The sequence below is a fragment of the Coleofasciculus sp. FACHB-542 genome, from assembly GCF_014695825.1.
In the GTDB taxonomy this organism is placed as follows: Bacteria; Cyanobacteriota; Cyanobacteriia; order Cyanobacteriales; family FACHB-T130; genus FACHB-T130.
This window is the reverse complement of the sequence record NZ_JACJPB010000055.1, coordinates 77,836-103,089: the sequence shown is the minus strand read 5'-3', so window position 1 is coordinate 103,089 and position 25,254 is coordinate 77,836. Positions and strand designations below refer to the sequence as shown.

Sequence of the window (25,254 nt, the reverse complement as noted above, 5' to 3'; positions counted from 1 at the left end):
CAGGAGCGGGTGCGATCTCCCAATGTCAGGGGTCAGTTCGTTGCCAATCTACTTTCCGACTGGCGGCTGGGACTGACCCCCAACCTGATGAAGTAAATTTTTGATAAAATATGTTAATAAGACCTTGACTGTCAGTCAGGGGAATGAGCTGTGAATGACAGTAGGCAAGCTGAAGAATTGAGGAAAAGGATAACTTGGCTAAACAAGATTTAATTGAAATGGAAGGCACGGTAACAGAATCCCTGCCTAATGCAATGTTTCGCGTCGATTTAGACAATGGGTTTAATGTATTAGCCCATATTTCTGGGAAAATCCGCCGGAATTACATCAAAATTCTACCGGGCGATCGCGTCAAAGTGGAACTCACCCCATACGACCTAACCAAAGGCAGAATAACTTACCGGCTACGCAACAAAAAGTAGTTGCCAAAAAAAGCGACTCGCTCGTTTTTAAAAGCTTGTGTTATGAAAAACTTCATCAATTAGATGAACTTTTAAATACACTTAAAAAGTGATATAATGTAGAGCTTGCAATGTAGCCAAAATAGGCATGAAAGTTCGAGCATCAGTCCGAAAAATTTGTGAAAAATGCCGCGTCATTCGGCGGCGCGGTCGAGTCATGGTGATTTGTTCTAACCCAAAACACAAGCAACGCCAAGGTTAACTCAACCCGATCCTCAGGACAAGTTTATAGCACTAAAAGCAAGACTAGGGAGACAACAAGCGTGGCACGGATTGCTGGGGTAGACCTTCCTCGCGATAAACGCGTAGAAATTGGTCTGACTTACATTTATGGAATTGGACTCTCGCGCTCCAAAGAAATTTTGGCAGCATCCAAAGTTAATCCAGACACAAGAGTAAAAGACTTAAGTGATTCCGACGTTGCTGCTCTGCGCGAAGCAGTGGAAAGCAACTATCAAATTGAAGGGGATCTCAGACGCTGGGAGGCGATGAACATCAAGCGCCTGATTGACATTGGCACCTACCGGGGTCGGCGTCATCGAATGGGCTTGCCAGTTCGGGGTCAACGAACCCGTACAAATGCGCGAACCCGTCGCGGCAGACGTCTCACAGTCGCAGGTAAGAGAAAGGCACCAGGGCCGAAATAACCTTCTTGTGCTAGCTGAAAAGCTAAAAGCAGAGGCTTGGATTTCGGTCGTTTGCTAAAAGCAAAATTGACCAACCAATTCAGCCAACCCATTATAACTACTGTCAACTAGATCCACATGGCGCGACAACCAACAAAAAAAACAGGTCCAAAAAAACAAAAACGCAACGTACCTAATGGCGTAGCTTTCATTCAGTCTACTTTTAACAACACGATTGTCACGATTTCTGACACGAATGGAGACGTCCTCTCCTGGGCTTCAGCTGGCTCAAGTGGCTTTAAAGGAGCGAAAAAAGGAACTCCTTTTGCAGCGCAAACCGCAGCTGAAAGCGCGGCTCGCCGAGCGACCGATCAGGGGATGCGTCAGATCGAAGTCATGGTTAGCGGTCCAGGAGCTGGTCGAGAAACCGCGATTCGAGCGCTGCAAGGGGCGGGGCTAGAAATTACCTTAATTCGAGATGTGACGCCAATCCCCCACAATGGCTGCCGTCCGCCCAAGCGACGTCGAGTCTAGAATTGCTTTGACAGCGATCGCTGTCAAAGCAATTCGTAATTAGCAGCAAGTGGCAAACAGCTAACTGCTAAATTGGCATTGAGACAGTAGGGGCAATGCTAGGGAAGAGCTTCTAGCGTTCTTTCCAGGGGTTTTATGAAGAAGGGAGGTCACTCCGTGGCGCAGTTTCAAATTGAGTGTGTAGAGTCCAAAACTGAGAATAATCGGAGCCAATATAGCAAATTTGTCCTGGAGCCTCTAGAACGGGGTCAAGGTACCACCGTCGGCAATGCGCTGAGGCGGGTTCTACTGTCTAATTTAGAAGGGACAGCCGTGACAGCTGTTCGGATTGCTGGGGTTAATCATGAGTTTGCCACAGTTGAGGGAGTTCGGGAGGATGTCCTAGAAATTCTGCTGAACATGAAGGACATTGTACTCAAAAGTCACTCCTCCCATCCCCAAATTGCTCGATTAACTGTCACAGGCCCAGCAACGGTGACAGCCGGACGATTTGATTTACCCTCTGAAGTTGAGGTGGTCGATCCTAATCAATACGTTGCTACCCTAGCAGACGACGCTAGGTTGGAAATGGAATTCCGCATCGAACGAGGAAAGGGATATCGCGCCGTAGACCGGGGACGAGATGACACTGCTGCTTTGGACTTCCTCCAGATTGACGCTGTGTTTATGCCCGTGCATAAAGTTAACTACAGCATTGAAGATGCCCGGATTGACGGTTCTCTGGAAAGAGACCGACTAATCCTTGAAATCTGGACGAATGGCAGCCTCAGTCCCCAAGAGGCACTTTCTCAAGCGGCAAGTATTCTGGTGGATTTGTTCAATCCCCTGAAAGATATCACCCTCGATCCGATGACGGTAGACTATGCCGATGATGAAGATCCTACCAGCCAGATCCCAATCGAAGAATTGCAGCTTTCGGTGAGGGCATACAACTGTCTCAAGCGAGCGCAAATTAACTCTGTAGCTGACTTGCTGGATTACAGCCAAGAGGATCTACTAGAGATTAAAAACTTTGGTCAAAAGTCGGCAGAAGAAGTCATCGAAGCCTTACAGCGGCGACTAGGAATTACCCTGCCTCACGAAAAGGCTGCGAAAACAACTTGAAGTAAAGAGTAATGGTAATAGGTAGAATTAATTACCGATTACCCATTACTTCTTCACCGAGTACCCATTAGCAGTTACCAATTCCCAATTAGCAATTCAAAATCGTTATGCGTCACTGTCGTCGTATTCCAAAACTAGGTAAGCCTGCCGACCAGCGTCGAGCGCTGTTAAGGGCGCTGACAACCGAATTAATCCGTCAGGGCCGAATCACAACCACAAAGACGCGTGCTAAGGCGCTGCGCCCGGAAGTGGAAAAAATGATTACTCTGGCAAAGGACGGCTCTCTGGCAGCCCGCAGGCAAGCCATGGGCTACATTTATGACAAACAGTTGGTTCATGCCCTGTTTGAGCAAGCCGCTAGCCGTTACGGCGAACGCAACGGGGGATACACTCGTATCCTGCGAACTGTGCCACGTCGGGGTGATAATGCTGAAATGGCAATTATCGAGCTGGTTTAACGTGAGGACTGAGGACTGAGAGAATTCAAAACTCACTACTCACTACTCAAAGCTCATCATGTTACAAGCCATGCCATTATCAACCCAGCGAGTTGCCCTGGTAATCCAATACCTGGGCACTCATTTTCATGGCTGGCAGCGACAACCTAATGGGCGCACCGTGCAGGAAGAGATTGAAACAGTTCTGTCTAAGGTCCAGGAACGACCTGTTACTCTACACGGTGCGGGGCGCACTGATAGCGGTGTGCATGCAGCAGCACAAGTGGCACACTTTGAGGCTACGGGTCCCATTCCGGCTGAGAAATGGGCTGCGATTCTTAATTCTCATCTGCCCGATGATATTCTGATTCGAGCCTCAGCCGCTGTGGGTTCAAACTGGCACGCTCGGTTTTCTGCGAGCTGGCGTCGGTATCGATACACGCTCTATACAGATCCCAAGCCAAACTTGTTTGTGCAGCCCTTCAGTTGGCATTATTATTATGCACCGCTAGATGAATCTCTCATCCAGGCAGCTTTAACCCCTTTGATAGGTAGCCATCATTTGGCTGCTTTTCACAGGGCAAATTCGGCGCGATCGCATTCCTGGGTGGATGTGCAGGCGGCAGAGTGCTACCGAGACGGCTCATTTATTCATATTGAGATTCAAGCCAACGGATTTTTGTATGGCATGGTGCGGCTGCTGGTGGGATTACTGGTGCAGGTAGGAAAGGGAGAGCGATCGCCAGAAAGCTTCACCGAGTTGTGGGTAAACCAGCGTCGTCACGAAGTAAAGTACTCTGCGCCCGCTAAAGGCTTGTGCCTGTTGCGAGTTGGCTACCCAGAGTTTCCCTTTCCCCCGGAAGTCTGGTTTGACACCCAGCCTAAGTTGGTCTTGCCGACTGTCACCGCCGAATATTGCCTAAGTTGAAAGCTTGAAGATGAGAAGGTTGAAGGTTACAAGGTTCTTCAACATTCAAAGCTCCAACTTACCAACTTTTGACTCACCCCTTGAAGCGTATAAAAAGAACCATGAACAAAACCCCCATCCCATCTCAAGATTCCATCGAACGCAATTGGTACGTCGTTGATGCCGCAGAGCAGCGGCTGGGTCGTCTGGCGAGTGAAATTGCCATGATTCTCAGAGGCAAAAACAAGCCTACCTTTACTCCCCATCTGGATACCGGCGATTTCGTGATCGTCGTCAATGCCGAAAAAGTGGTAGTCACCGGAAAAAAACGCACTCAAAAGCTCTACCGGAAACATTCTGGACGTCCGGGCGGAATGAAGACGGAAACCTTTGCTAAGCTACAGGGCCGTATCCCAGAGCGGATTATCGAACACGCCGTGCGCGGGATGTTGCCTAAGAGTTCTCTAGGGAAACAACTGTTCACCAAGCTGAAAGTTTATCCGGGACCATCCCATCCCCATGAATCTCAACAGCCCCAGGAACTCAAAATTCAAACAATTCCAGGAGGAGAAAATTAATGCAAGCAGTAGAACAAAGTGGTCGAGTCGTTTATTGGGGAACAGGTCGCCGGAAGTCGTCCGTAGCAAGAGTTCGCCTGGTTCCCGGAAGCGGTCAAATGATTGTCAATGACCGACCGGGCGACAATTACTTCAATTACCAACCGGCTTATATGTCAGCGGCAAAAGCCCCCCTGGAAACTCTGGGTCTGGAAAATGAGTATGACATTCTGGTGAAAGCCCACGGTGGTGGATTAACGGGGCAAGCTGATTCGATTCGTTTGGGAGTAGCGAGAGCCTTGTGCCAACTCGACCCGGACAATCGCCAACCGCTGAAAAGCGAAGGCTACTTAACCCGCGATCCCAGAGCGAAAGAGCGGAAGAAATACGGCTTGCACAAAGCCCGGAAGGCTCCGCAGTACTCGAAGCGATAAAAAAGCGATCGCATTTGAGTTGGTCATCGATGGTAGGTGCGAGGTCGGCCTCGCACTCACTGATGCTGGAAAGCTAGAATTATATAGGGACATTACCCAGTCGAGGAGTAATCATGGCAAGACAAGGAATTCATCCAGAGTGGTATCCAGAAGCAAAAGTTTACTGCAACGGAGAAGTGGTAATGACCGTTGGCTCAACACAGCCAGAACTTCACGTTGATGTTTGGTCGGGGAACCACCCCTTTTACACTGGAACCCAGAAAATTATTGACACCGAAGGTCGGGTAGAACGCTTCATGCGGAAATATGGAATGTTGGAAACTACCCAACCCCAAGGTGATGATTCGGGTTCCCAAGGCAAAAAGTAGCGGGTCGGCTTGCTCGTAGCGCGACCCGCCTGATGGGTCGAAGTTATTGATGATAAGCTTTCCTGCTGTTTTTGTGGAGCGATCGCATTTCCTATGGCTGAAACATACCTGCTGGAAAAATTAAATTCCGTTGAGCAGACCTTTAATGAGTTAACTCGCCGACTGGCAGATCCAGATACCGCCTCCAATCCAGATGAGTATCAACGGGTGGCAAAAGCTCGTTCCTCATTGGAGGAAGTTGTTAATACCTACGAAAGCTGGAAAACCACTCAGCAAAACTTGGTGGGAGCAAAACTGGTACAGAAGGAATCTGCCAGCGATCCTGAGTTGCAGGAAATGGCAGCCTTGGAAGTGGAAGAACTGGAAAGCAAGCTTGAGCATTTGGAAACACGCCTCAAGATTTTACTTTTGCCCCGCGATCCCAATGATGACAAAAACATCATGTTGGAAATTCGCGCGGGTACAGGTGGAGATGAGGCGAGTATCTGGGCTGGAGATTTGGTGCGGATGTACTCGTACTATGCCCAAACTCAAAACTGGAAGATTAAGTTACTCAGCGAGTCGCGGGCAGAGTCGGGTGGTTTTAAAGAAGCCATCTTGGAAATCCAAGGCGACAACGTTTACAGCCAACTGAAATTTGAAGCAGGCGTCCATCGGGTACAACGAGTGCCAGTGACGGAAGCTGGAGGGCGGGTTCACACCTCAACGGCAACAGTGGCGGTGATGCCAGAGGTGGATGATGTAGAGATACACATTGACCCGAAGGATATTGAAATGAGTACAGCTCGCTCTGGCGGTGCTGGCGGTCAAAATGTGAACAAGGTAGAAACTGCTGCCGACTTGTTCCACAAGCCGACGGGGATTCGGATTTTCTGTACGGAAGAGCGATCGCAGTTGCAAAACAAAGAACGCGCGATGCAAATCCTCCGTGCCAAGCTTTACGAAATGAAGCTGCGCGAACAGCAGGAAGCTGTGACCTCCATGCGGCGTTCTCAGGTAGGTACTGGCTCCCGTTCGGAAAAAATTCGTACTTACAATTACAAAGATAACCGCGTCACCGACCATCGTCTGGGTCAGAATTACAGCCTTAACCCAGTTCTGCAAGGCGACCTAGAACATATTATTCAGGCTTGTATTTCTCAAGATCAGCAAGAACGCTTGGCAGAATTAGCCGCTTCCACTACCAACGCTGAGTCGCTTAATTAAGATGAGCGCTAAATGTATCGACAGACGCGATTAATCGCGTTTTTGCCATCCTGAACCCAGCCGACGTATAAACGGCTGGGTTTTTATTTTTATCCAGATCATCTCTAGTAAATTGCCCATAATCAGGGAAACTCAGCCTGCCAGCGAATGCTGGAAAATTAACAAACCTGCTCTTAGACGCGATCGCTTCAACATCAGTGGTTTTGCCTCCTATATCACTATCCGCAGGCTGAAATTCTGGCAAAATTAGCTAAGGAACGGTTAGACCCTGCTGTGTTGCTCGAAAATTGGAATAGCGATCGCCCTTCCCTAAAAAAGAGCTAACTTTTCCTCTATCTATGTGGATTGGAAGTGAGACTAGGATAAATCAAACTGTCCAAATGCCTTTTTTTCTTGTATTTTATTCTTATTAGAGAGATATCAATAATTCCTCATGTATTATTAATAACACTATTAAGTCAAGGTTCTCTAACTCTATGTTTAAGTAAATCAATGTAAAAATAGACTCTTGTAAATTCCTTAAAAAAACCGTTCTAAAGGCTTGTATAAATAGCGTTGACCAGAGGTGCCGAGATGCCAAACAATAATCAAGCTTCGGATTGGAATTACGATCCAAACGATCCCTATTCTCCAATCTACTATAAGGGAGCAGTCGTTGGATTTATAAAACCAGAATATGCACTCCGAATCGTTGACTTTCTCAATGAAGATGAAAGGCTACGCAAAGCTCTCAAAATGGCCTGTTTTGACTTGATAACTGAGGCAGGGGGCGATACGAGTAGAGTCGATCTTTTAATGAAAAGATATATTGCAAGTACCGAGCGTCCTAAATATGGATCGGCGGCGGTCGCCTTGCTGTTAAGGGATAGACAAGATGAACTTGATATTAGTGATAAAGAATTTGCCCGATTCTGCGATTCTTATCGATTGTCTTGGAAAGAGCTGAAAGAGATTTTTCTAGGAAAAGAAATTAACGATAATCAGCTAGGGCCAATTGCACGAATCGTAGGGAAATCTATTGAAGAGCTGATTGAAGTGCGGGATGGGCCACCTCCCAGAGGCGATCGCTAATGTGAGTAAGCGTGCCGGAAAAATTAAATACAACTGATTATTTGGGAAATTTGATCCTGGAGAAGATTTACCAATCTTTAATCACTTTCCTGAATCAAGGAATACCAGTAGTTGTTATTTGCTCTGAGCAGGTGATAACAAAAGCGCCTGAAGTCATAGACGAGAAGAAGGACTTATGTAATCTAAAATCAGCTTTCCACTCAGTACACCTAGAGAAAGGCGATCGCGCTGTTGGATTTTCAAGTTGTCTACCAACAGTTGCCAATTCCGATTTTAGAATTAAATTTTGTTAAGATAAACTGGACTCTCTCGATCGCCTGACGGACTTACTGGCAATACCAACAGACATCCGTCAACTAATTCGCTCATTCCCCCAGCATCCTTGGAGACTCTTGATGTTACGACTTGAACATATCAGTAAAATTTATCCCACCGGCGAAGTTCTCAAGGATGTCAACTGGGAAGTCAAACCGGGCGATCGCATTGGCTTAGTCGGCGTTAACGGTGCCGGAAAATCGACTCAGCTCAAAATTATTGCGGGGGAGATGGAACCCACTGCTGGGGAAGTGATTCGTCCTGCAAATTTGCACATTGCCTATCTGACTCAAGAATTTGAGGTAGATCCGACGCGCACTGTGCGAGAAGAACTTTGGACGGTTTTCAAAGAAGCCAACGAAGTACAGCACGCTCTGGCGCAGGTGCCGAGAGAAATGGAAACTGCGAATCCAGAGGAATTAGACCGACTGATCCACAAATTGGATCGGCTACAGCGGCAATTTGAAGCGTTGGATGGCTATGGGTTAGATGCACGGATTGAGAAGATGTTGCCAGAAATGGGGTTTGCGCCAGAAGATGGCGATCGCCTCGTTAGTGCTTTCAGCGGTGGCTGGCAAATGCGGATGAGTTTGGGCAAAATCTTACTCCAAAAACCCGATTTATTACTACTGGATGAACCAACGAACCACCTGGATCTAGAAACCATTGAGTGGTTGGAAACCTATCTCAAAGGGCTGAAGACTCCAATCGTGATAGTATCGCACGACCGAGAATTTCTCGACCGTCTTTGCACCCAAATTGTAGAAACAGAACGCGGCGTTTCTACCACCTACCTAGGTAACTACTCGGCTTATTTACAACAAAAAGCAGAAAACCAAGAAGCCCAACTCAGCGCCTACGAACGCCAGCAAAAAGAACTAGAAAAGCAGCAAGTCTTTGTTGATCGTTTCCGTGCTAGTGCTACCCGCAGCACCCAAGCGAAAAGCCGTGAGAAACAACTAGAAAAAATCGAACGGATTGAAGCGCCGACTGGGGGATTAAGAACCCTGCGCTTCCGCTTTCCTGACGCTCCCCGCAGTGGTCGCGAGGTGGTAGAAATTCAGAATTTGGTACATACTTACGACGAAAAAATTCTATTTTTAGATGCGAATCTACTAATGGAACGAGGCGATCGCATTGCCTTTCTCGGTCCGAACGGGGCTGGAAAATCAACCTTGTTGCGTCTAATTATGGGCATGGAACAACCTACTGAAGGTTCAGTTCAATTAGGCGCTCACAACGTGATTCCTGGCTACTTTGAGCAAAATCAGGCGGAAGCATTGGATCTGTCTAGAACTGTCATGGAAACTATCCATGATGAAGTTCCTGAGTGGAAAAATGAGGAGGTTCGCACACTTCTAGGACGCTTCTTGTTCAGCGGTGACACCGTATTTAAAAAAGTTGAGGCTCTGAGCGGAGGTGAAAAAGCTCGTCTGGCGTTAGCAAAAATGCTTTTGCGCCCAGTTAATTTAATGATTTTGGACGAGCCTACTAACCACTTGGATATTCCGGCTAAAGAAATGTTGGAAGAGGCAATCCAAAACTACGAAGGTACGGTAATTTTAGTCTCCCACGACCGATATTTTATTTCCAAAGTTGCCAATAAAATTGTCGAGATCCGTGACGGCGAATTCCGCCTATATCGAGGAGATTACCATTACTATCTAGACAAAATTGCTGAAGAAAAAGAGCAGGCAAGATTAGAGGCGATCGCTGCTGATAAAGCTGCTAAGAAAGCTGCAAAAGCTGCTAAGGAATCTAGCAAACGCAAATAAAGTCTAGAAGTCGTTTTTTAAATGCAGAGAACGTAAAGAATCGTCGCAAAGGAACGTCAGCAGTAGTCTCACCACTGCTGACGTTCCTTTGGCAATAAAGATAGGTTTAAACCCTCGCTTATTGCGTTCTTGAGAGCTAAAAAGGTACGGCGCTTAGGGTGGGCTTTCCAAGTTTCCAAAAGTCTTACTTTAGGTAGATGCAAGTTATAATAAAAAGACTAAGTTTCCATCGCTGGAGGAAATCGTGCCACTTTCCTCGACCTGGCGAACAACCAGCAACAAGCCTTAGAAATCTTGGAGCCTTGGAAGCCGCTTTATGCAGACTTTCCTTGTCTGTCCTCTCAACTACGAAACGCCTATGCATCGGCTGGCTGTAACTATGGCGGCTCAAGGCACCGACGAGCTAGCCAACCAAGTCACCGCAGAACTGTATCGCTGGTTTCTCAATGCGATTGCGATCGCTCTTGGCAGATCCCGCTGAGTTAGAAACCACTCTACGCTCCAGCAAGAATCGGGAATTGTTTCGTTTTCTTGACATATCACGGTCGATCTGTTCTTAAAGCCAAAAAGCCTGCTTGCAAAGCCTGTACCTTATTAGACTTGTTTGCTAGTGCGGGTTAGATGGTTTAACAGACACAACAACCGGGGAAGACCAACGCATTGTGGCAGACTAGGCGATGTGTAAGCTTGACGCCTACTGATCTTGCAGGTGCGTCAAGCGGTTGTCATCAAGGGAGTAGCGCTCCCTTACATACTTTTAGCGATCGCTTCCTACCAGGACTGTCTTCAGAACCCTGTAACAAAATAGTCATCCGAGCTAGAGAGAATTGCTGTGCTGTCCCTGGCAAAAAAACTAAAAAAGCTAGCAGAAGCTACTAAAAATAACACTGCGAGTACAAAGGGCGATGATATCATGACGGAGAAATTACTGAAAACAAAGGGCAATTGAGTATGGCGCAAGCACCTGTCTCTCCCGTGGTGCTAGTCATTCTAGACGGCTGGGGGTACCGCGAAGAAACCGATGGCAACGCCATAGCCGCCGCTAACACACCTGTGATGGATAGCCTCTGGGAAGTCTATCCCCACACACTCATCTATACCTCCGGCAAGGCTGTAGGGTTGCCAGAAGGTCAGATGGGTAACTCAGAAGTAGGCCATCTCAACATTGGTGCTGGTCGGGTTGTACCGCAAGAATTAGTTCGTATCTCAGACGCCGTGGAAGACGGTAGTTTACTGAGCAATCCTGCACTGGTGCAAGTCTGTCAGGAAGTCAAGAGCCGGGGTGGTAAGCTTCACCTAGTTGGGCTTTGTTCCGAAGGTGGGGTGCATTCTCATCTGGCGCATCTTCTAGGATTACTGGATTTAGCGAAAGCGCAAGAGATTCCCTCAGTTTGTATCCACGCGATCGCAGATGGACGCGATACCTATCCCCACGAGGGGATAGAGGCAATTCAGAAGATTCAAGACCACATTGACCAGATTGGGGTCGGGCGCATTGTCACCCTCAGCGGTCGCTACTACGCAATGGATCGAGACCAGCGGTGGGATCGGGTGAAACGCGCCTACGATGTGATGACTCAGGATGGCTTGGGAGATGGTCGCTCGGCGCAAGAAGTTTTGCAGGCTTCCTATGCTGAAAATGTCACAGATGAATTTATTATCCCAACCCGAATTGCTCCTGGAGCTATAGAAGCGGGGGATGGTGTGATTTTCTTTAACTTCCGACCCGATAGATCCAGACAACTTACCCAAGCCTTCGTGTCTCCCGGCTTTAAGAGGTTTGAACGACAGCATATCGAGCCGCTGAGCTTTGTTACTTTTACTCAGTACGAACCGAATTTACCAGTTTTGGTGGCTTTTGAACCCCAGAACTTGAGTAACATCCTGGGAGAAGTGATTGCCAATCGGGGACTGCGCCAGTTTCGGACTGCTGAAACCGAGAAATACGCCCACGTTACTTATTTCTTCAACGGCGGTCGGGAACAGCCTTTTGAAGGGGAGGATCGGGAACTGGTACCGAGTCCAATGGTTCCAACCTATGACCAAGCACCGGAGATGTCAGCAGCAGCGGCGACGGATGTAGCGATCGCTGCCGTTGAAAAACGCATTTACTCCTTCATGGTCATCAACTACGCCAACCCAGACATGGTGGGGCATACAGGTCAGATGGAACCAACAATTCAAGCCCTGGAAACGGTAGACCGATGTTTGGGACGCCTTCTAGAAAGCATCAATAAGGCGGGTGGCACGGCGATCATCATTGCCGACCACGGGAACGCTGAATATATGCAGGATAAAGAAGGCAACCCTTGGACGGCTCACACAACGAACCCTGTGCCCTTTATCCTGGTGGAAGGGGAAGGGTTAAAAATTCCCGGCTATGGGACTGAAGTGACTTTGCGAAGTGATGGACGTTTGTCGGACATTGCACCGACGATTCTGGAAATCTTAAAGCTGCCACAGCCAGTAGAGATGACAGGTCGTTCGATGCTGGTTCCTCTGGAATTTGATGTCCGCGCCAATCGCACACCCGTGCGAGTTTCTCTGTAAAGTTCTAGGAGCTAATAGCTAATGAATCATTGCATCTTGCTGATGCTTAGCGGTTAGCTCTTAACGATCCGCAATTCACGATTCTTAAAAACTGACACCGAACAACCAACTATGAATCTATATAGCATCCTGCAAATTATATGGGCGGTTTCTTCCGCAATTCTGATTGTTTTAGTGCTGCTACATAGTCCTAAAGGAGACGGAATTGGGGGGATTGGCGGACAGGCTCAATTGTTTACCAGCACTAGAAGTGCAGAAACAGCGCTGAACCGAGTAACCTGGATATTCACTGTCATCTTTCTGGGTTTGTCGGTAATTTTGAGTATGGATCGGTTATGGCAATAGCATCAAATCGTGATGTACGATAAATGATGATTTTTGAGTGGAAAAAGGAGAAAACTGGGAAAGTTGAAAAGGCGAAACCTTCAAACTTTCAAACTCTTAAGCGAAGCCTACAGAACCGCCTGTGGTATCCAAACTCTTTTCAAAACTCAAAACGATTCATTCGGGTGGGGATCGCGATCGCTACTTGCTTATTGGCGGTTTTAGCCCATTTTCGGGTGGTGGATGCGGGTGATGGTTGGGCATCTGAAGTGTCACGCCAGCTATCAGCAACCTCCTTACCGACACTCCAAGCGCACGTCTTACCACCGACACTGTTGCAATGGCAAGATACCAGCAACAGTGGTGATTACTTCTCTCAAGTGAAGCCTACCCCCGTTGGCTATCTGGTTTGGTCGCAGTTTCCGGTTAAGGTGTTCGTAGAGATGCCAGAAACTTCCACCGCCAGCCAACAGTGGGCAAGTGCTGTGTTAAAAGCTGTGCAGGAATGGCGCGTTTATTTGCCCATCCAAGTGGTCGAGCAGTCAGAGATAGCTGATATCAAGATCGTGCGATCGCTTCCTCCCCTCAAGCCATCCTTTAACCGCCGCACCGGGGAATTTCACCTGCCTCGCGCTCGTTCTGCTGAAACCCGCTATGAATTCTACCTCAACCCAGCGACGGGCACCCCATCTGTACTATCCCATCGATTTACGATCCAACTGAGTCCGACTCAAACCGGCGACTATATTCAATCCGCTGCCCGTCACGAACTAGGGCACGCACTAGGTATCTGGGGGCACAGTCCTTTAGAAACAGACGCCCTGTATTTTTCCCAGGTGCGTAATCCTCCCCAAATTTCTTCGAGAGACATCAACACCCTCAAACGGATCTACGAGCAACCAACGCGACTGGGATGGCCTTTGCCCAATGCCACCCAAAGCCAGCTTAAGCTTAGAGTAGTGGCGAATAAAACAATACGCGATTACTCTTTGAGAAGGATGACTAGCTGATTTTCGTTCTCCCTGGATAACGCCAATCACTCAACTGGACTCGCCGTTCCTGTAGCAACTCAGTATAAAGTTTTACTAATTGCTCGATGTTGCGGCTGAGGGTATATCGCTCTAAAACCCTTGCGATCGCTTTTTGTCCCAGTCGCTGCGTAAACTCCGGGTTGCCTCGTAACACAGGCAGTAGAGTTCGCAACTGCCCCGCAACCCCTTGAGTTCTGAGAATTATCCCAGCGTCTCCCTCTAAGGGATTCCCCTCCAAAACTTCACCATCAGCACCAGCATCAGTTGCTACACAGGCGACGCCACAAGCCATTGCTTCTAGTAGGGAAAGTGAAAGTCCTTCCACCAGAGAAGGCAGAATAAACACATCAGCTCCCCGCAAAATTTCGATTCGCCGTTGCTCATCCGGTTCGGTTCCCCACCAGATGATTCCGTATTCTGAGTCGTAAAAAGGCTCTAAAGAGGGCTTCATCGGCCCGTCGCCGACAATTAATAATTTACACTCCGGCCCCATTTCTGACTCTTTCCAGGCTCGGAGCATTGCTTCCACATTTTTTTCGGTAGCAATTCGACCCTGGTAGACAAAGAGGCGCTTAGCGTTTAATTCAGATTTGATGTTAGAAGGCCCTGGACAATACTTCTGGACATCAACGCCATTCGGAATTACAGCTACCTTTGATGCTGCCACTCCCAATCGTGCGAGTAAATCCCGCTGAACTTGAGAAAAGATAACCGTTCGGTCGTAATACGCCAGGAAAGGTGCATACAGCTGATAAGTCAAAAGCTGAGTCCCTGATTTGAGATTTCGTCGCTTCCCGTCAAAAGGGGTATGGAAGGTGGAAACCAGGGGTAAATTCAGTTCTTCGCAGATTTCCGGCAGTAGGAAATCTAGGGGTGATAAAGTGAGCGAGGCATGCACCAGGTCTGGCTTTAGCTCTTCAAGCGATTGCGTCAAAACCTTTCTCGATCTCAGGGTGGGAATCGTATAAACCTGGGACTTGTACAGGAAAGGTAGAGACACTTCTTCACATCCAGGCCAAGCCTGGAGGTCAGATTCTTCGTCTTGGGCAAAGTGGAGAAAGCTAACTCGATGGCCCTGGTCTAACAACGCATTCGTAACTTCTCGACTGTAGGTGACATTGCCGCAAAAGGGTGATTTTTTTCCGAGCCAGGCTATGTGCATTTTCTAAGAGTTTTGAGTTTTTAGTTTTGAGTTTTGAGTTATGAGTTAATCATTCAAAACTCGTCATTCAAAACTCATCACTTTTCTTTTCCTGTACCGGAAATATACCAGGTTAAGAGTCCTCCTGCGATCGCGATCGCTGCTAAACCGAGAAATACTGCCTGTAAACCCAAAATCGTCTCTGCAACGCCTGCTAAGGCTAATGGCAGGCTTAGAGCAATATTAATGACGTTGTTTTGTAACCCAAAGACTTTCCCTCGCATTTGGTCGGGAGTTTCGGCTTGGATGGTTGTTTGCATCGGGATAGCCACCAGCGACCCAAAAAAGCCCAAAAGCGTTGTCAACAGGAATGCCAGCAATAGCTGCTTCGTAAACAATCCCAGACCAACCAAAGAGGCTGCCGTTCCGATAGAACCATAGAGGCTGAGCCGAGTATGGGAGAACCGCTGCCCAAAGTGTCCTAGCACCGTTGCCCCCCCAACCATGCCAACCCCACCAGCTGCGAGTAAAAAACCGAACTGAGAGGATTTCAAACCAGGAATAACTTCTGCCATCCGCACAGCTAGAACCGACAGCGCCGCAAAAACTGAAAATAAAATTACCAGTTGGATCAGGGCATTGCGAACGCGGCTTTGTTCGTTTAGGTAACGCAGTCCGTCGCGCAGGTCTTCCCAAACATGGGGCGATTCGTGTTCGGGAGCGTTCGTTTTTTCCCCTGTGCGGAGGATCATCAACAGCAATCCCGCGATCGCATAACTGCCACCCACCACCAATTCTTTGCCAATGTCCGCTCCCCCACCCAAGCGTCCCACCAGGGTGTCGGCAATTCCGAGTAACGGCTCTCCCACGGCAAATCCCACGATCACTGAAGCCATCATTGTCATCGTGTACAGCGAGTTCGCTGAAAGCAGATGATGGCGTCCCACAACTAGCGGAATCACTGACTGCTCGGCAGGAGCAAAAAACTGCGTCAGTGTAGAAATCAGAAACGTTAATCCCAGCAGGATGCAGAATCCCACCGGCAACCCTCCAAGAGTTAACCAGCCATGCGAGATCCACAGCAGCGGTGGCACTGCCAAAACCAGTGCCCCCCGCAGCAGGTTCGTTGCCACTAGCACTGCCTTCTTAGGCCACCGATCGACATACACACCCGCCACGGAACCAAACAGTATGGCGGGAATCGTAAAAGCCATCATGATCGCCGATACCCACACGCTGATTGTCTGATCGGGTGCTTGAAAGTGAGTGGCAATCAATGCAATCACCAGCACCAGATACACCTTATCCGCTATCTGCGAGAAAACTTGTCCCCCCCATAGCGCCAGGAAATTCCGGTTTTTTAGAACCGGCAAAAATCCTTGTGCGTCCTCCTCTACTTCCTCATTCTTTACTTCCTCATTGACAACCAGATTGGACGGTGAGGCGCTGTGGTTCAACCCTCCATTTGAGGGAGCGTCCGTTTCTGTATCTATCTCTGGGGTTACAGCATCGTCCACCGGGGAGTGGGGGAAAGAAATCGCAGGGCGAACCTCTTCCCATTCAGAAGTTTCAGGGGGTGTTAAGCGCTCGTCAGACAAGGGGCGTGATGTGGTAGGTGTTGACGATCCAGTAAAAGCAGGGTGGGGGCGCTCGGAAGCGGGAACGCTGAGTCCGGAAGAGCGAGGAAATTTTCCTTCCTCAGTCCACCGTTCGCCGTCCTCAATCCTCTGTCTAGACTGACTTAGGGACATTCGAGCTTGTAGATCGGAATCATACCGTTGCATCATGGTTCAGGATAAATTCAGCTGGGACGAGAAACAAGCATCCATCAAAGCAGCAGAGCGAATTGACCGACCAAAGTGATACTGGACGTACTGACGTAACAGTTGCTCTACTGAAACCCAAGCGGAGTCTTCGGAAGGATGAGGGGTTAGGGATGTCGGATGAGTTAATTTTTCATTGCTTTTTCCGTTCTGGGGTAGCTCTGGCTGAGCCAGCTGCTGTAGCAGCGCCAGCTCGATGGCGTTCAGTTTGGTGTTCAGCATCAAGGGCGTTTGTGGATGAACAACTGTTTGGTAGTTCCCACTGGCTTCCTCTGGCATTGTGCTTTGACCTTGAGGTGAAAAGCCGATGGCTGTAGGCGAGAATTTCTCCTTTACTGCCATGCCTTTTGCTGTACTACCAGACATGCGCGATCGCGCTTCGGCTTGCAACCGTTCTAATGCTGGTAAGCTCACCGTTCCACCGGCAGTAGTACTAAACCCAACTCGCCAGTCTGGATCGGTAAATTCCGGCATCAGGGGATGCCGCGAGACACAACAATGTTGAACCTGCGGCGCAACGCCAGCCAAAGCCATCAGGTGAAACACGCCGTGGGCTAAGTGAGCTAAAACCAGAGCCGCGCTGTTGGCAGGCAACCGCTCTAACCGATGCAGATGTTCGTTGAGCAGCTCATACAATTCCATTTGCGGCTGATCGCTCAACGCTTGACAAAGAACCACTTCCGCCAAGTATTGGCTGGCTGTCAGTTTTTGGAGATCCTGACTTAAGCCGGGGAAAGATTCTAGCGTTTCTGCCTGAGTAATTTTATCGAGCGATCGCCCTTTGGCAATCAGTAGCTCATTCACTACAAACAAAGCACTCCTACCGCCTAGCTTCGAGTGGTGCTTGCGTGCCCCCGGTGCTACAGCCCGAATCAAACCAAATTCAGGCGTCAAAATCGTTAGCAGCCGGTCAGACTCGCCCAGCGCCATACTCTTTAGATTGATTCCGGTTGCTTTGTAAGTTCGACTCATGACGTGGGGTAATTGGTCAAGAGGTGATGGGTAATTGATCAAGAGGTAATGGGTCAAGAGTTAGCAGACTCATTCCCGATTACTCATTACCAATTCCCCTTTCCCTCCTTCTCCAGCGTATCGCGCTGACGAATCAGATCGGGGCCGTGCGACGTGCCTAACCGCGTCGCTCCTGCCATGATTAACTCCAAGGCTTGCTCCGGGGTACGGATTCCCCCCGATGCTTTAATTCCGACCCGTTCTCGTGCGACTTCTTTCAAAAGTTGGATATCCGCTACTGTGGCACCCCCAAACAAACCAGTGCTGGTTTTTAAAAATGCCACTCCTGCATCCATACATATTTCCGCTGCCAGTCGTTTCTCTGCATCTGTCAGGCGAGTGGTTTCTAAAATTGCCTTGACGGTTTGACCCGTTTCACAAATTTCTGCAATTTCCCGGTGTAGTTCCTCAGTCTTCCCAGTTTTCAACCAACCCTGGTTGATGACAACATCCAATTCCACCGCCCCATTTTCGACGGCTTCTTGGGCTTCGTAGAGCTTAACCGCTGATGTCGTCGCTCCAGAGGGAAAACCGATGACTGTACAAACTTTCGGCTGCTTGCCTTTGAGAAGCTCAGCCGCTTGCCGCACGTATGCCGGATAGACGCACACTGCCGCGAACTGAAACCTGTCAGCCTCTTCACACCACTGCTTAACCTGCTCTGGGGTTGCCGTTGGATTTAGCAGCGCATGATCGATAAATGGAGCAATATCAATATTTGGCTGAGTAACAGCCATTGCTTCTCCTCTCGCTCACCTTACCTATTGTTAACTTTTATCAGATATTTAAGCAAAATTAAACAAAAGATCGCGGAATCATTACCGGCTAGCCTGTAGCTTTAATCGGACAGGCGATCCAGACAGACAGGTGTTCTTCCCTTACCTGATGGGAGGTTGACACTACCGACCCAAAAATGGTGAGAGCAATTGGATAGTTAAGCCGTCGCAAACTTAGGTTAAAAATATTTAGAGAAAGGAAAACAAGTTAAAAATGTCTGATAAGCCAGGGTTAATGGGACTGGGGGGTATATTTTTTGTAGTTGGAGCGGGTATGGTACTTGGCAGTTTTGTAAATTACCATCAAAAGCAAGATTTTATTAAAAGCTCATCCTCTACTACAGGTACAATCATTAATTTAAAACTTCAAGTATCTAGAAAATCGCGGGCTTATTTCCCTGTATTCCAATTTCAAACCCCCAATGGAGAAACGATAAAGGTTGAATCTAATATGGGGAGTAATCCACCCGGATATGAAATTGGGCAATCCGTGCCGATTATTTATAGCCCTAATAATCCGAGCGAAGCAGAGATAAACTCTTTTTGGTCACTTTGGTTTGCGGCGATATTTTTATTGGGAATGGGAGGTCTTTTTGCCGTAATAGGTTTAAGTATGCTTGTTCACGCTTTACCCTTCAAGAAATCTAAAACTACAGGAGATTTTGCTGATGAAGAATCTTTGATAAATTAGGAGTAAATTTTGGTGTACAAAGAATATATCTAGTAATTTTTAGCTCAGTTAAAAAAAAATCCAAAATTTTTTTCCGATATCAGACAGTTAAGTTTTAAGTCTAAGTTTTAGAGCGATCGCTTTGTGTAACCTACTCTAGCTTCAGTTTAATGCAGGTGAAAGCGATCGCTCTTTATCTTAATTGACGCTAGTTTATCTAAAAAGCTTATTTCTTCGGTGTCTTTGCTGCCTCAAAGGGCGTGTACTTCCCCCCCAAAGCTTCCACAATCGTGCGGGTATTCGCAACCATCATATTAATGTAAGAATCTCCATCGCTACCAGCAGCACCAATCGAGTCAGAATAGAGCTGGCGTGGGGCTAACTTTACCCCAGATTCCTCTGCAACAGTCTTAATCAAAGCCGGGTTAATTGTTGTTTCTGCAAAAATCGCCGGTACAGTCGCAGCCTTTACAGATTCTACTAATCGCTTTACTGTTTGGGCGCTGGGTTGTTCTTCTGTACTGATGCCAATCAAAGTGCCAGCAACGGGAATGCTATAGGCACGAGCATAATATTGAAAAGCGTCGTGGCTTGTTACTAATTTGCGCTTATTTTCTGGAATCGTTTTAATTTCCTGGGTAATCCAACTATCCAGTTGTTTTAATTCACCCGTTAGCTGCGCCGCATTCTGAGTAAATTTCTCTCTGTCTTCGGGTGATAGCTCAATCAAGGCGTCACGAATGGCATTTACCATTTGAATGACGTTATCAACATCGCCCCAAACATGGGGATCTGGCACCACTTCTCCTCTGCCTTTATCCAGTTGCAAAGACTTCACAACTTCCCCTACAGCAACTTTGCGAATCTTGCCGCCGGTTGCGTTCATCAGTTTAATCAGCCCTGGCTCCAGGTTATAGCCGTTATATAGAATCAGGTTCGCTTTCTCTAAAGCCTGACTATCTTGAGGCACAGGTTCATAAACATGGGGATCGGTTCCCGGTTTAAGAATGCCTTGGATCTGAATTTCGTCTCCCGCCACCTCCGCAGCCAAGTCTTCAATGATAGTGCTAGTGGCAACTACATTAGGTTTACCATTTGCAATTGGATTTGCACGATTTGAGGAAGGCTGGGTACAGCTGGATAAGGCAAAAGGCAAGAGAATTCCTAGGCAAAGGCTAGAAACCAGAGTCAGAGGATTCCCCGATTTTGCCTGGGAAAGGCAAAAATTACTTTCTTTTACCTTTTGGGAGAGCCTAGAGCGCTGTACCATCAATTTCACCTATCTTTTAGATTATTTCTCTTTATAGATGTTTTCATATTCTTTTCATTATTAGAGTAATCTAAAAAGAAAGCAAGATAAAACCACCCTATGAATACTGCCACCTTCTCCCCTGATACCGATTGGGCAAAAATGGTTTGCCATCTGCCAGCCGCCTCACTAGAGGCCTCTACAGCAATTAAAATCAGCCAGGTGGGAGTGCAGTACCGCACGGTAGAGGCGCTACGGAATGTCAGTTGTGTAGTGGCACCGGGACGTTTGACAGGGATTATTGGCCCCAATGGTGCGGGAAAAAGTACCTTGATGAAGGCGATGTTGGGATTGATTCCCGTGACGGGTGGCACGGTGCTGTATGGCGATAGACCTTTGATGGAGCAACGGGAACGGGTAGCGTATGTGCCGCAGCGATCGCAAATTGACTGGACTTATCCGGCGACTGTTTGGGATGCTGTAATGATGGGGCGTGTCAAGAAAACTGGCTGGTTTCGTCGCTTCTCTACGGTAAGCCGACGGGTGGCAGCAGAGGCTTTGGATCGGGTGGGAATGAGCAATTATCGCGATCGCCCGATTGGACAACTCTCCGGAGGACAGCAGCAGCGGGTATTTTTAGCGCGGGCTTTAGCCCAAGAAGCAGAGGTTTTCTGCTTTGATGAACCGTTTGCCGGGATCGATCAGAAAACCCAAGCAATTATTTTTGACATTTTCCGCGACCTTGCCGACGCTGGAAAAACGGTTCTCGTTGTCAATCACGACTTAGGGGCATCTATCACCCACTTTGATGACTTAATTTTATTGAATACTGAGTTAATTGCCTCCGGTTCGCGCCACGAGGTGCTGAGTCAGGAAAACCTGTATCGTGCCTATGGCGGACAGGTGATGTTCTTTACAGAAGCAGCTGCGTAGAGGCGGTCTTTATCTCATTATCTATCCGCCCAGAAATATATTTCATCAATCCGCCCGGAGTGAGTTTTAAATTAAAGAAATCACTTCTCACTCCCCCTTAAACTTTGTGTCCTTTGCGCCTGGAGCGGTTAGAATCCTCTAAATTTTTATGTTAGAAGCGTTGATTGAGCCGTTGCAGTACGGCTTCATGCAGCGATCGCTGATTATTGCCATTCTCGTCGGCTTGCTGTGCGCTGTTGTCGGTAGCTATCTGATGGTGCAACGGCTGGCATTGTTGGGAGATGCCATCAGCCACTCGGTTTTGCCAGGGTTAGCGATCGCGTTTATGGTAGGTGCCAATATCTTTGTCGGGGCATTTATTGCCGGGGTTTTGAGTACGATGGCGATCGCTTGGATCAGAACGCGATCGCCAATTAAAGAAGATGCCGCAATGGGTATTGTTTTCTCTGCCTTTTTTGCCCTCGGCGTCACCTTAATTACCACGATCCAAAAAGATAACAAAATTGACCTCAATCACTTCTTATTCGGCAATATCTTGGGTGTTACCGTTGAAGAAGTCCGCGACACTGCGATCATTGCCGCAATTGTCCTATTGGTGGTCGTGCTACTGTACAAAGAATTATTATTTTATACCTTCGATCCCTTGGGAGCGCAGGCAGCGGGATTGCCTACTAACTTGCTCAATTTTGGCTTAATGCTGCTGATTGCCTTAACCATTGTTGCCAGCATGAAAGCTGTGGGTGTCATCCTAGTGCTATCGCTGTTAATTACACCAGGAGCAACCGCCTATCTATTAGTGAAGCGGCTGCACAATGTGATGATAGTTGGGGCGGGGATTGGCATTATTTCCAGCATCAGCGGGATGTACCTCAGTTATTACCAAAATTTGCCTTCCGGCCCAGCGATTGTATTAGTTGCATCAGGATTATTTGTTTTAGCTTTATTATTCAGCCCTAGCTACGGAATCTTCACGAATAAACAATCGGATTTTGGACAACTCTCGCCAGTTTGGCGAGAGTTGAAACAGCTGATGCGATCGCGCTCGTAAGGCATATAGATATCCAAATCAAGTTATCGTTTGTCCAACAATTTCTTGGATGTCTCTACCTGCTCCTGTGCTACCTGGACGAACTCCTGTGCTACCTGGAGGAACTCCTTGACTGCTTTGGTATGTTTTTCTGTTGCCTTGGAGTGTTCCTGTGCAGCTTTCACGAATTCCTCTGTTGAGTTTCCATCATGCTGCTGCGATGCCTTGGCGTGCTGCTGCGATGCCTTCGCATGCTGCTGTGTAGCCTTTCCGTACTCTTCTATCAACTTTCCATGCTCTTGGGCGCTCTTTCCGCGCTCCTTTAGAGTCTTTCCTACCTCCTCGATTAACTTCCCATGTTCCTCTGAGACCTTCGCGTGTTCCTCTGCGGCCTTCGCGTGCTCCTCTGATACCTCATGCATAATGACTTTACCTTCCTTTTTCTCTACCAACCTGTTTTTTGTACAACCCGCTTGTCTCAGGTTAATACTTGTTTATCCTTCTCATCCTCTGGCTTAATATAGGTTTGGTCATGTTGACCCACTCATCGCAACGACGATCCTACTTATTGCCAACTAGCTCCTTTAAAAGTTGAGAAAGAAGTTGTTTTGAAGTTTCAACTGCATCTGGCTGATTTTGAAGGGAAAGACAGCAGCACTTAGTTGACCGATCCCTGCAAGTGGCTGCCTAAGAAAACCCAGGGATAAAACTACTGTGACGCTAAGTTTATCTAATTTCTTATTTGTGTTGATCGTTAGAAATTAGGGTTTCAACAAAGTGTTATGTAGACAAATTGTTTAAGAATTTCAGAAGATGAACTACGAGCAATGCAAGGTGCGATCGCTCAGTTTCGTAATGAGGCGGGGAAAGCGATCGCAACCTAAATTGGAATCAATACCAGCACAGTAGTGGCGAGTGCGATTTGCAAGAAAAAGTTTCTCTACAACCTGTGGGGCGATCCTGTGAAATCAGGAAGGTAGGGGCATCCACAAAGAATGCTCCTACCCGATCAAATCAGAGTCAACTAAGAGTCTGCGAACGAGAATCTAGATACTCTTCAGTTCTGTTTACGCTTTTGCAGAGCTTGACTTTTCTGGCGTTCCAGTGCTGTGGTTGTCAGTTTTGCCATTTTTGTGATGGGTATGTCCATTCCCGTTACGCGGCAAAATTACTCCATAACCACCGTGGTTGCGCTCATAAATGACGTTAATCTCACCGCTTTCAGCATTGCGGAACATATAGAAGTCATGATCCACCAGCTGCAACTGTTCCAAGGCTTCGTCCATCGTCATTGGCGGCATTGCGAAGTACTTGGTACGCACCACTTCTGAGGGGAGTTCGGGGGTGCGAGAACCAATGAGATCCTCTGGCACTGGCTCTTGTTCTACCACAATGCCAGTCTTCATTTGAGTCTGGGTCTTCTTATCCAGACGCTTTTCTTTATATTTCCGGAGTTTGCGGGCAATTTTATCGGCAACTAGGTCGATGCTCGCGTAGAGACTCTCGCTACTCTCTTCAGCACGGATTACTGTACCGTTGGCAAAGATAGTCACCTCAGCGGCTTGTTTTGGATTTATCCGGGGATTGCGAGCCACACTAAGATGCACGTTTACTTCGCTCGTCAAACTCTGAAAGTGGCTGACTGCCTTGTCAATTTTTTGATTTACGTACTCACGAATCGCGTCGGTAATTTCAATGTTTTTGCCGTGGATAACAAGCTTCATACCGGATACTCCATGCTGTACCGTTGTGATAATTTAGAAAGCTCAGCAGAATTGCGGCTTTCTCAGTAGCGATCGCGTTCCCGTTTTTTGGTGTTAGCAAACGTTGAACGGAGCCAAAACTTTGAGCAGTAGCAAATTTTTACCGATTTCACACTGTTGCTAGGATGTTCTTGCTGGCAGTCCCTCAGCTAGAGGGGTTGTCAGCAGCCCTATCGCAAATAAGCAACTGCCGATGTTCTTGTTTAGGTTTCCTAGGGTGCTATTTAACTAATGTACATTCCCCAGCTTGGTTGCGATCTCCAAGTCTATCTTTGGGGTTATTTTGAAGAGACATCCTCCCTCAACACTTGAGGTTATAACTTCAACACTAGCACTTTGTATTCTAGAGAACTTATGCCTTTGACTTCTCTTCAGAATCCTTTGCATCTTTTGACATTTCTTGATTCCAGCAGATTAATTATGCAAAAAATATAAGTCAAATTACTGTTGATTTTTGCCATGATTTTAAGTAAGTCTGAAGGGTCTGCTGGGAAAGCCTCGGAGCAACTGCGCCAACTCCGGTTATACAATCGGGGGCAGATGCCCTATTCGGCAGCTTGGGACTGGCAGCGATCGCTGGTTTCCGAACGCATCAACGATCCTAGTCTGGCGGATGCCCTGATTTTGCTAGAGCATCCGCCGGTTTACACGCTTGGGCAGGGAGCCAGTCTAGAATTTCTTAAGTTTGACCCCGCAGCAACCGACTGGGAGGTTTTCCGAGTGGAACGGGGGGGTGAGGTAACATACCACTGTCCGGGTCAGCTGGTGGGTTACCCAATCCTGAATCTGCGCTATTACCAGCAAGATTTGCACTGGTACTTGCGGCAGTTAGAAGAGGTATTGATTCGGGTGCTGGATGTTTACGGGTTAAAGGGCGATCGCGTTGCCGGAATGACTGGCGTTTGGCTGGAAGGCTGTAAGGTAGCAGCGATTGGCATTAAGGTCAGCAAGTGGATTACTATGCACGGCTTTGCCTTAAATGTTTGTCCCGACCTCACCGGATTTGAGCGCATTGTCCCTTGCGGCATTGCTGATAAGTCGGTTGGCAGTCTTGCCCAGTTCGTACCCGGAATTGACTTGCACCAGGTGCGCCAAGAAGTGGCGAAAGCCTTTGCGGAAGTTTTCCACGTTCAGCTAATTGTGCAAAATTGCTAATTGTTT

The 25,254-nt window shown here is 47.8% G+C and carries 27 protein-coding genes and 1 pseudogene; 21 read left to right on the top strand and 7 right to left on the bottom strand.

Annotated elements, in window-relative coordinates; genetic code table 11:
- Positions 1-194 precede the first annotated feature (194 nt).
- From infA to H6F52_RS22865, 17 genes are all read left to right on the top strand, one after another.
- Positions 195-422 (top strand): translation initiation factor IF-1, encoded by a 228-nt coding sequence (gene infA / locus H6F52_RS22945; RefSeq protein WP_015203280.1) that lies wholly within the window; start codon positions 195-197, stop codon positions 420-422.
- Positions 423-549: 127 nt separating this feature from the next.
- Complete coding sequence (gene rpmJ, locus H6F52_RS22940) at positions 550-663, top strand: 50S ribosomal protein L36 (protein ID WP_071782548.1); 114 nt, start codon at positions 550-552, stop codon at positions 661-663.
- Positions 664-724: 61 nt separating this feature from the next.
- Entirely contained in the window at positions 725-1,108 is a 384-nt protein-coding gene (gene rpsM / locus H6F52_RS22935; protein WP_190411879.1) for a 30S ribosomal protein S13, read from the top strand.
- Between the two features lie 117 nt (positions 1,109-1,225).
- A complete protein-coding gene (gene rpsK, locus H6F52_RS22930; protein WP_190411878.1) occupies positions 1,226-1,621 on the top strand; it encodes a 30S ribosomal protein S11 in 396 nt (131 codons plus the stop codon).
- A gap of 135 nt (positions 1,622-1,756) precedes the next feature.
- Positions 1,757-2,725, top strand: a complete 969-nt coding sequence (locus H6F52_RS22925; RefSeq protein ID WP_190411877.1) for a DNA-directed RNA polymerase subunit alpha — start codon at positions 1,757-1,759, stop codon at positions 2,723-2,725.
- A 107-nt stretch (positions 2,726-2,832) separates the two neighbouring features.
- Positions 2,833-3,183, top strand: coding sequence for a 50S ribosomal protein L17 (rplQ, locus tag H6F52_RS22920; RefSeq protein WP_190411876.1), 351 nt, complete (start codon positions 2,833-2,835; stop codon positions 3,181-3,183).
- 58 nt (positions 3,184-3,241) lie between these two features.
- Entirely contained in the window at positions 3,242-4,090 is an 849-nt protein-coding gene (truA, locus tag H6F52_RS22915) for a tRNA pseudouridine(38-40) synthase TruA (RefSeq protein ID WP_190529469.1), read from the top strand.
- Positions 4,091-4,191: 101 nt separating this feature from the next.
- Positions 4,192-4,647: a 50S ribosomal protein L13 gene (gene rplM / locus H6F52_RS22910; protein ID WP_190411874.1), complete on the top strand. Its 456-nt coding sequence runs from the start codon at positions 4,192-4,194 to the stop codon at positions 4,645-4,647.
- Positions 4,647-5,060 carry a 30S ribosomal protein S9 gene (gene rpsI, locus H6F52_RS22905; RefSeq protein WP_190411873.1) on the top strand — a complete coding sequence of 138 codons (414 nt, stop codon included), beginning with the start codon at positions 4,647-4,649 and terminating at the stop codon, positions 5,058-5,060. The genes rplM and rpsI overlap by 1 nt, the downstream gene beginning before the upstream one ends.
- A 113-nt stretch (positions 5,061-5,173) precedes the next feature.
- Entirely contained in the window at positions 5,174-5,428 is a 255-nt protein-coding gene (rpmE, locus tag H6F52_RS22900) for a 50S ribosomal protein L31 (protein ID WP_190529471.1), read from the top strand.
- A 93-nt stretch (positions 5,429-5,521) separates the two neighbouring features.
- Positions 5,522-6,634: a peptide chain release factor 1 gene (gene prfA, locus H6F52_RS22895; protein ID WP_190431830.1), complete on the top strand. Its 1,113-nt coding sequence runs from the start codon at positions 5,522-5,524 to the stop codon at positions 6,632-6,634.
- A gap of 573 nt (positions 6,635-7,207) precedes the next feature.
- A complete protein-coding gene (locus tag H6F52_RS22890; protein WP_190429488.1) occupies positions 7,208-7,705 on the top strand; it encodes a hypothetical protein in 498 nt (165 codons plus the stop codon).
- Between the two features lie 395 nt (positions 7,706-8,100).
- On the top strand, positions 8,101-9,795 hold the full coding sequence (locus H6F52_RS22885; protein ID WP_190411868.1) for an ABC-F family ATP-binding cassette domain-containing protein: 1,695 nt from the start codon (positions 8,101-8,103) through the stop codon (positions 9,793-9,795).
- Between the two features lie 316 nt (positions 9,796-10,111).
- Positions 10,112-10,276: a hypothetical protein gene (locus H6F52_RS22880; protein ID WP_190536846.1), complete on the top strand. Its 165-nt coding sequence runs from the start codon at positions 10,112-10,114 to the stop codon at positions 10,274-10,276.
- 470 nt (positions 10,277-10,746) lie between these two features.
- Positions 10,747-12,345 (top strand): 2,3-bisphosphoglycerate-independent phosphoglycerate mutase, encoded by a 1,599-nt coding sequence (gpmI, locus tag H6F52_RS22875; protein ID WP_190536845.1) that lies wholly within the window; start codon positions 10,747-10,749, stop codon positions 12,343-12,345.
- A 111-nt stretch (positions 12,346-12,456) separates the two neighbouring features.
- The gene (secG, locus tag H6F52_RS22870) at positions 12,457-12,690 is read left to right on the top strand and encodes a preprotein translocase subunit SecG (protein WP_190411866.1); all 234 of its coding nucleotides are present in this window, start codon (positions 12,457-12,459) and stop codon (positions 12,688-12,690) included.
- Between the two features lie 23 nt (positions 12,691-12,713).
- Positions 12,714-13,679 (top strand): peptidase, encoded by a 966-nt coding sequence (locus H6F52_RS22865; protein ID WP_190536844.1) that lies wholly within the window; start codon positions 12,714-12,716, stop codon positions 13,677-13,679.
- On the opposite strand, the gene H6F52_RS22860 is transcribed toward H6F52_RS22865, so the two are convergent.
- The 4 genes and pseudogenes from H6F52_RS22860 to deoC form a co-directional block, all read right to left on the bottom strand.
- A complete protein-coding gene (locus H6F52_RS22860; protein WP_190529477.1) occupies positions 13,672-14,862 on the bottom strand; it encodes a glycosyltransferase family 4 protein in 1,191 nt (396 codons plus the stop codon). The genes H6F52_RS22865 and H6F52_RS22860 overlap by 8 nt on opposite strands.
- Before the next feature lie 77 nt (positions 14,863-14,939).
- Positions 14,940-16,628, bottom strand: a complete 1,689-nt coding sequence (locus tag H6F52_RS22855) for an MFS transporter (RefSeq protein WP_242033123.1) — start codon at positions 16,626-16,628, stop codon at positions 14,940-14,942.
- A pseudogene (gene recO / locus H6F52_RS22850) lies at positions 16,612-17,636 on the bottom strand (DNA repair protein RecO). The gene H6F52_RS22855 and the pseudogene recO overlap by 17 nt, the downstream one beginning before the upstream one ends.
- A gap of 86 nt (positions 17,637-17,722) precedes the next feature.
- Entirely contained in the window at positions 17,723-18,412 is a 690-nt protein-coding gene (gene deoC, locus H6F52_RS22845) for a deoxyribose-phosphate aldolase (RefSeq protein ID WP_190536842.1), read from the bottom strand.
- Between the two features lie 253 nt (positions 18,413-18,665).
- Here deoC and H6F52_RS22840 point away from each other — a divergent pair, with 253 nt between their 5' ends.
- Positions 18,666-19,142: a DUF3592 domain-containing protein gene (locus H6F52_RS22840; RefSeq protein WP_190536841.1), complete on the top strand. Its 477-nt coding sequence runs from the start codon at positions 18,666-18,668 to the stop codon at positions 19,140-19,142.
- Positions 19,143-19,347: 205 nt separating this feature from the next.
- On the opposite strand, the gene H6F52_RS22835 is transcribed toward H6F52_RS22840, so the two are convergent.
- Complete coding sequence (locus tag H6F52_RS22835) at positions 19,348-20,391, bottom strand: metal ABC transporter substrate-binding protein (RefSeq protein WP_190536840.1); 1,044 nt, start codon at positions 20,389-20,391, stop codon at positions 19,348-19,350.
- Positions 20,392-20,532: 141 nt separating this feature from the next.
- On the opposite strand from H6F52_RS22835, the gene H6F52_RS22830 reads away from it, so the two are divergent.
- Positions 20,533-21,303 (top strand): metal ABC transporter ATP-binding protein, encoded by a 771-nt coding sequence (locus H6F52_RS22830; RefSeq protein WP_242031488.1) that lies wholly within the window; start codon positions 20,533-20,535, stop codon positions 21,301-21,303.
- 148 nt (positions 21,304-21,451) lie between these two features.
- Positions 21,452-22,351 carry a metal ABC transporter permease gene (locus H6F52_RS22825; protein WP_190411858.1) on the top strand — a complete coding sequence of 300 codons (900 nt, stop codon included), beginning with the start codon at positions 21,452-21,454 and terminating at the stop codon, positions 22,349-22,351.
- A gap of 23 nt (positions 22,352-22,374) precedes the next feature.
- On the opposite strand, the gene H6F52_RS22820 is transcribed toward H6F52_RS22825, so the two are convergent.
- Entirely contained in the window at positions 22,375-22,782 is a 408-nt protein-coding gene (locus H6F52_RS22820) for a hypothetical protein (RefSeq protein ID WP_190431811.1), read from the bottom strand.
- Between the two features lie 615 nt (positions 22,783-23,397).
- Positions 23,398-24,054 carry a ribosome-associated translation inhibitor RaiA gene (gene raiA / locus H6F52_RS22815; protein ID WP_190425827.1) on the bottom strand — a complete coding sequence of 219 codons (657 nt, stop codon included), beginning with the start codon at positions 24,052-24,054 and terminating at the stop codon, positions 23,398-23,400.
- A gap of 498 nt (positions 24,055-24,552) precedes the next feature.
- On the opposite strand from raiA, the gene lipB reads away from it, so the two are divergent.
- On the top strand, positions 24,553-25,248 hold the full coding sequence (lipB, locus tag H6F52_RS22810) for a lipoyl(octanoyl) transferase LipB (protein ID WP_190529487.1): 696 nt from the start codon (positions 24,553-24,555) through the stop codon (positions 25,246-25,248).
- The last annotated feature ends 6 nt before the right edge of the window (positions 25,249-25,254 follow it).

Bases quoted from the DNA above. Each gene is read 5' to 3' on its own strand.
- rpmJ (WP_071782548.1), top strand. From the start codon at position 550: ATGAAAGTTCGAGCATCAGTCCGAAAAATTTGTGAAAAATGCCGCGTC.
- rpsK (WP_190411878.1), top strand. From the start codon at position 1,226: ATGGCGCGACAACCAACAAAAAAAACAGGTCCAAAAAAACAAAAACGC.
- H6F52_RS22925 (WP_190411877.1), top strand. From the start codon at position 1,757: ATGAAGAAGGGAGGTCACTCCGTGGCGCAGTTTCAAATTGAGTGTGTA.
- rplQ (WP_190411876.1), top strand. From the start codon at position 2,833: ATGCGTCACTGTCGTCGTATTCCAAAACTAGGTAAGCCTGCCGACCAG.
- truA (WP_190529469.1), top strand. From the start codon at position 3,242: ATGTTACAAGCCATGCCATTATCAACCCAGCGAGTTGCCCTGGTAATC.
- rplM (WP_190411874.1), top strand. From the start codon at position 4,192: ATGAACAAAACCCCCATCCCATCTCAAGATTCCATCGAACGCAATTGG.
- rpsI (WP_190411873.1), top strand. From the start codon at position 4,647: ATGCAAGCAGTAGAACAAAGTGGTCGAGTCGTTTATTGGGGAACAGGT.
- rpmE (WP_190529471.1), top strand. From the start codon at position 5,174: ATGGCAAGACAAGGAATTCATCCAGAGTGGTATCCAGAAGCAAAAGTT.
- prfA (WP_190431830.1), top strand. From the start codon at position 5,522: ATGGCTGAAACATACCTGCTGGAAAAATTAAATTCCGTTGAGCAGACC.
- H6F52_RS22890 (WP_190429488.1), top strand. From the start codon at position 7,208: ATGCCAAACAATAATCAAGCTTCGGATTGGAATTACGATCCAAACGAT.
- H6F52_RS22885 (WP_190411868.1), top strand. From the start codon at position 8,101: ATGTTACGACTTGAACATATCAGTAAAATTTATCCCACCGGCGAAGTT.
- H6F52_RS22880 (WP_190536846.1), top strand. From the start codon at position 10,112: ATGCAGACTTTCCTTGTCTGTCCTCTCAACTACGAAACGCCTATGCAT.
- gpmI (WP_190536845.1), top strand. From the start codon at position 10,747: ATGGCGCAAGCACCTGTCTCTCCCGTGGTGCTAGTCATTCTAGACGGC.
- secG (WP_190411866.1), top strand. From the start codon at position 12,457: ATGAATCTATATAGCATCCTGCAAATTATATGGGCGGTTTCTTCCGCA.
- H6F52_RS22865 (WP_190536844.1), top strand. From the start codon at position 12,714: ATGATGATTTTTGAGTGGAAAAAGGAGAAAACTGGGAAAGTTGAAAAG.
- H6F52_RS22860 (WP_190529477.1), bottom strand. From the start codon at position 14,862: ATGCACATAGCCTGGCTCGGAAAAAAATCACCCTTTTGCGGCAATGTC.
- H6F52_RS22855 (WP_242033123.1), bottom strand. From the start codon at position 16,628: ATGATGCAACGGTATGATTCCGATCTACAAGCTCGAATGTCCCTAAGT.
- deoC (WP_190536842.1), bottom strand. From the start codon at position 18,412: ATGGCTGTTACTCAGCCAAATATTGATATTGCTCCATTTATCGATCAT.
- H6F52_RS22840 (WP_190536841.1), top strand. From the start codon at position 18,666: ATGTCTGATAAGCCAGGGTTAATGGGACTGGGGGGTATATTTTTTGTA.
- H6F52_RS22835 (WP_190536840.1), bottom strand. From the start codon at position 20,391: ATGGTACAGCGCTCTAGGCTCTCCCAAAAGGTAAAAGAAAGTAATTTT.
- H6F52_RS22830 (WP_242031488.1), top strand. From the start codon at position 20,533: ATGGTTTGCCATCTGCCAGCCGCCTCACTAGAGGCCTCTACAGCAATT.
- H6F52_RS22825 (WP_190411858.1), top strand. From the start codon at position 21,452: ATGTTAGAAGCGTTGATTGAGCCGTTGCAGTACGGCTTCATGCAGCGA.
- raiA (WP_190425827.1), bottom strand. From the start codon at position 24,054: ATGAAGCTTGTTATCCACGGCAAAAACATTGAAATTACCGACGCGATT.
- lipB (WP_190529487.1), top strand. From the start codon at position 24,553: ATGATTTTAAGTAAGTCTGAAGGGTCTGCTGGGAAAGCCTCGGAGCAA.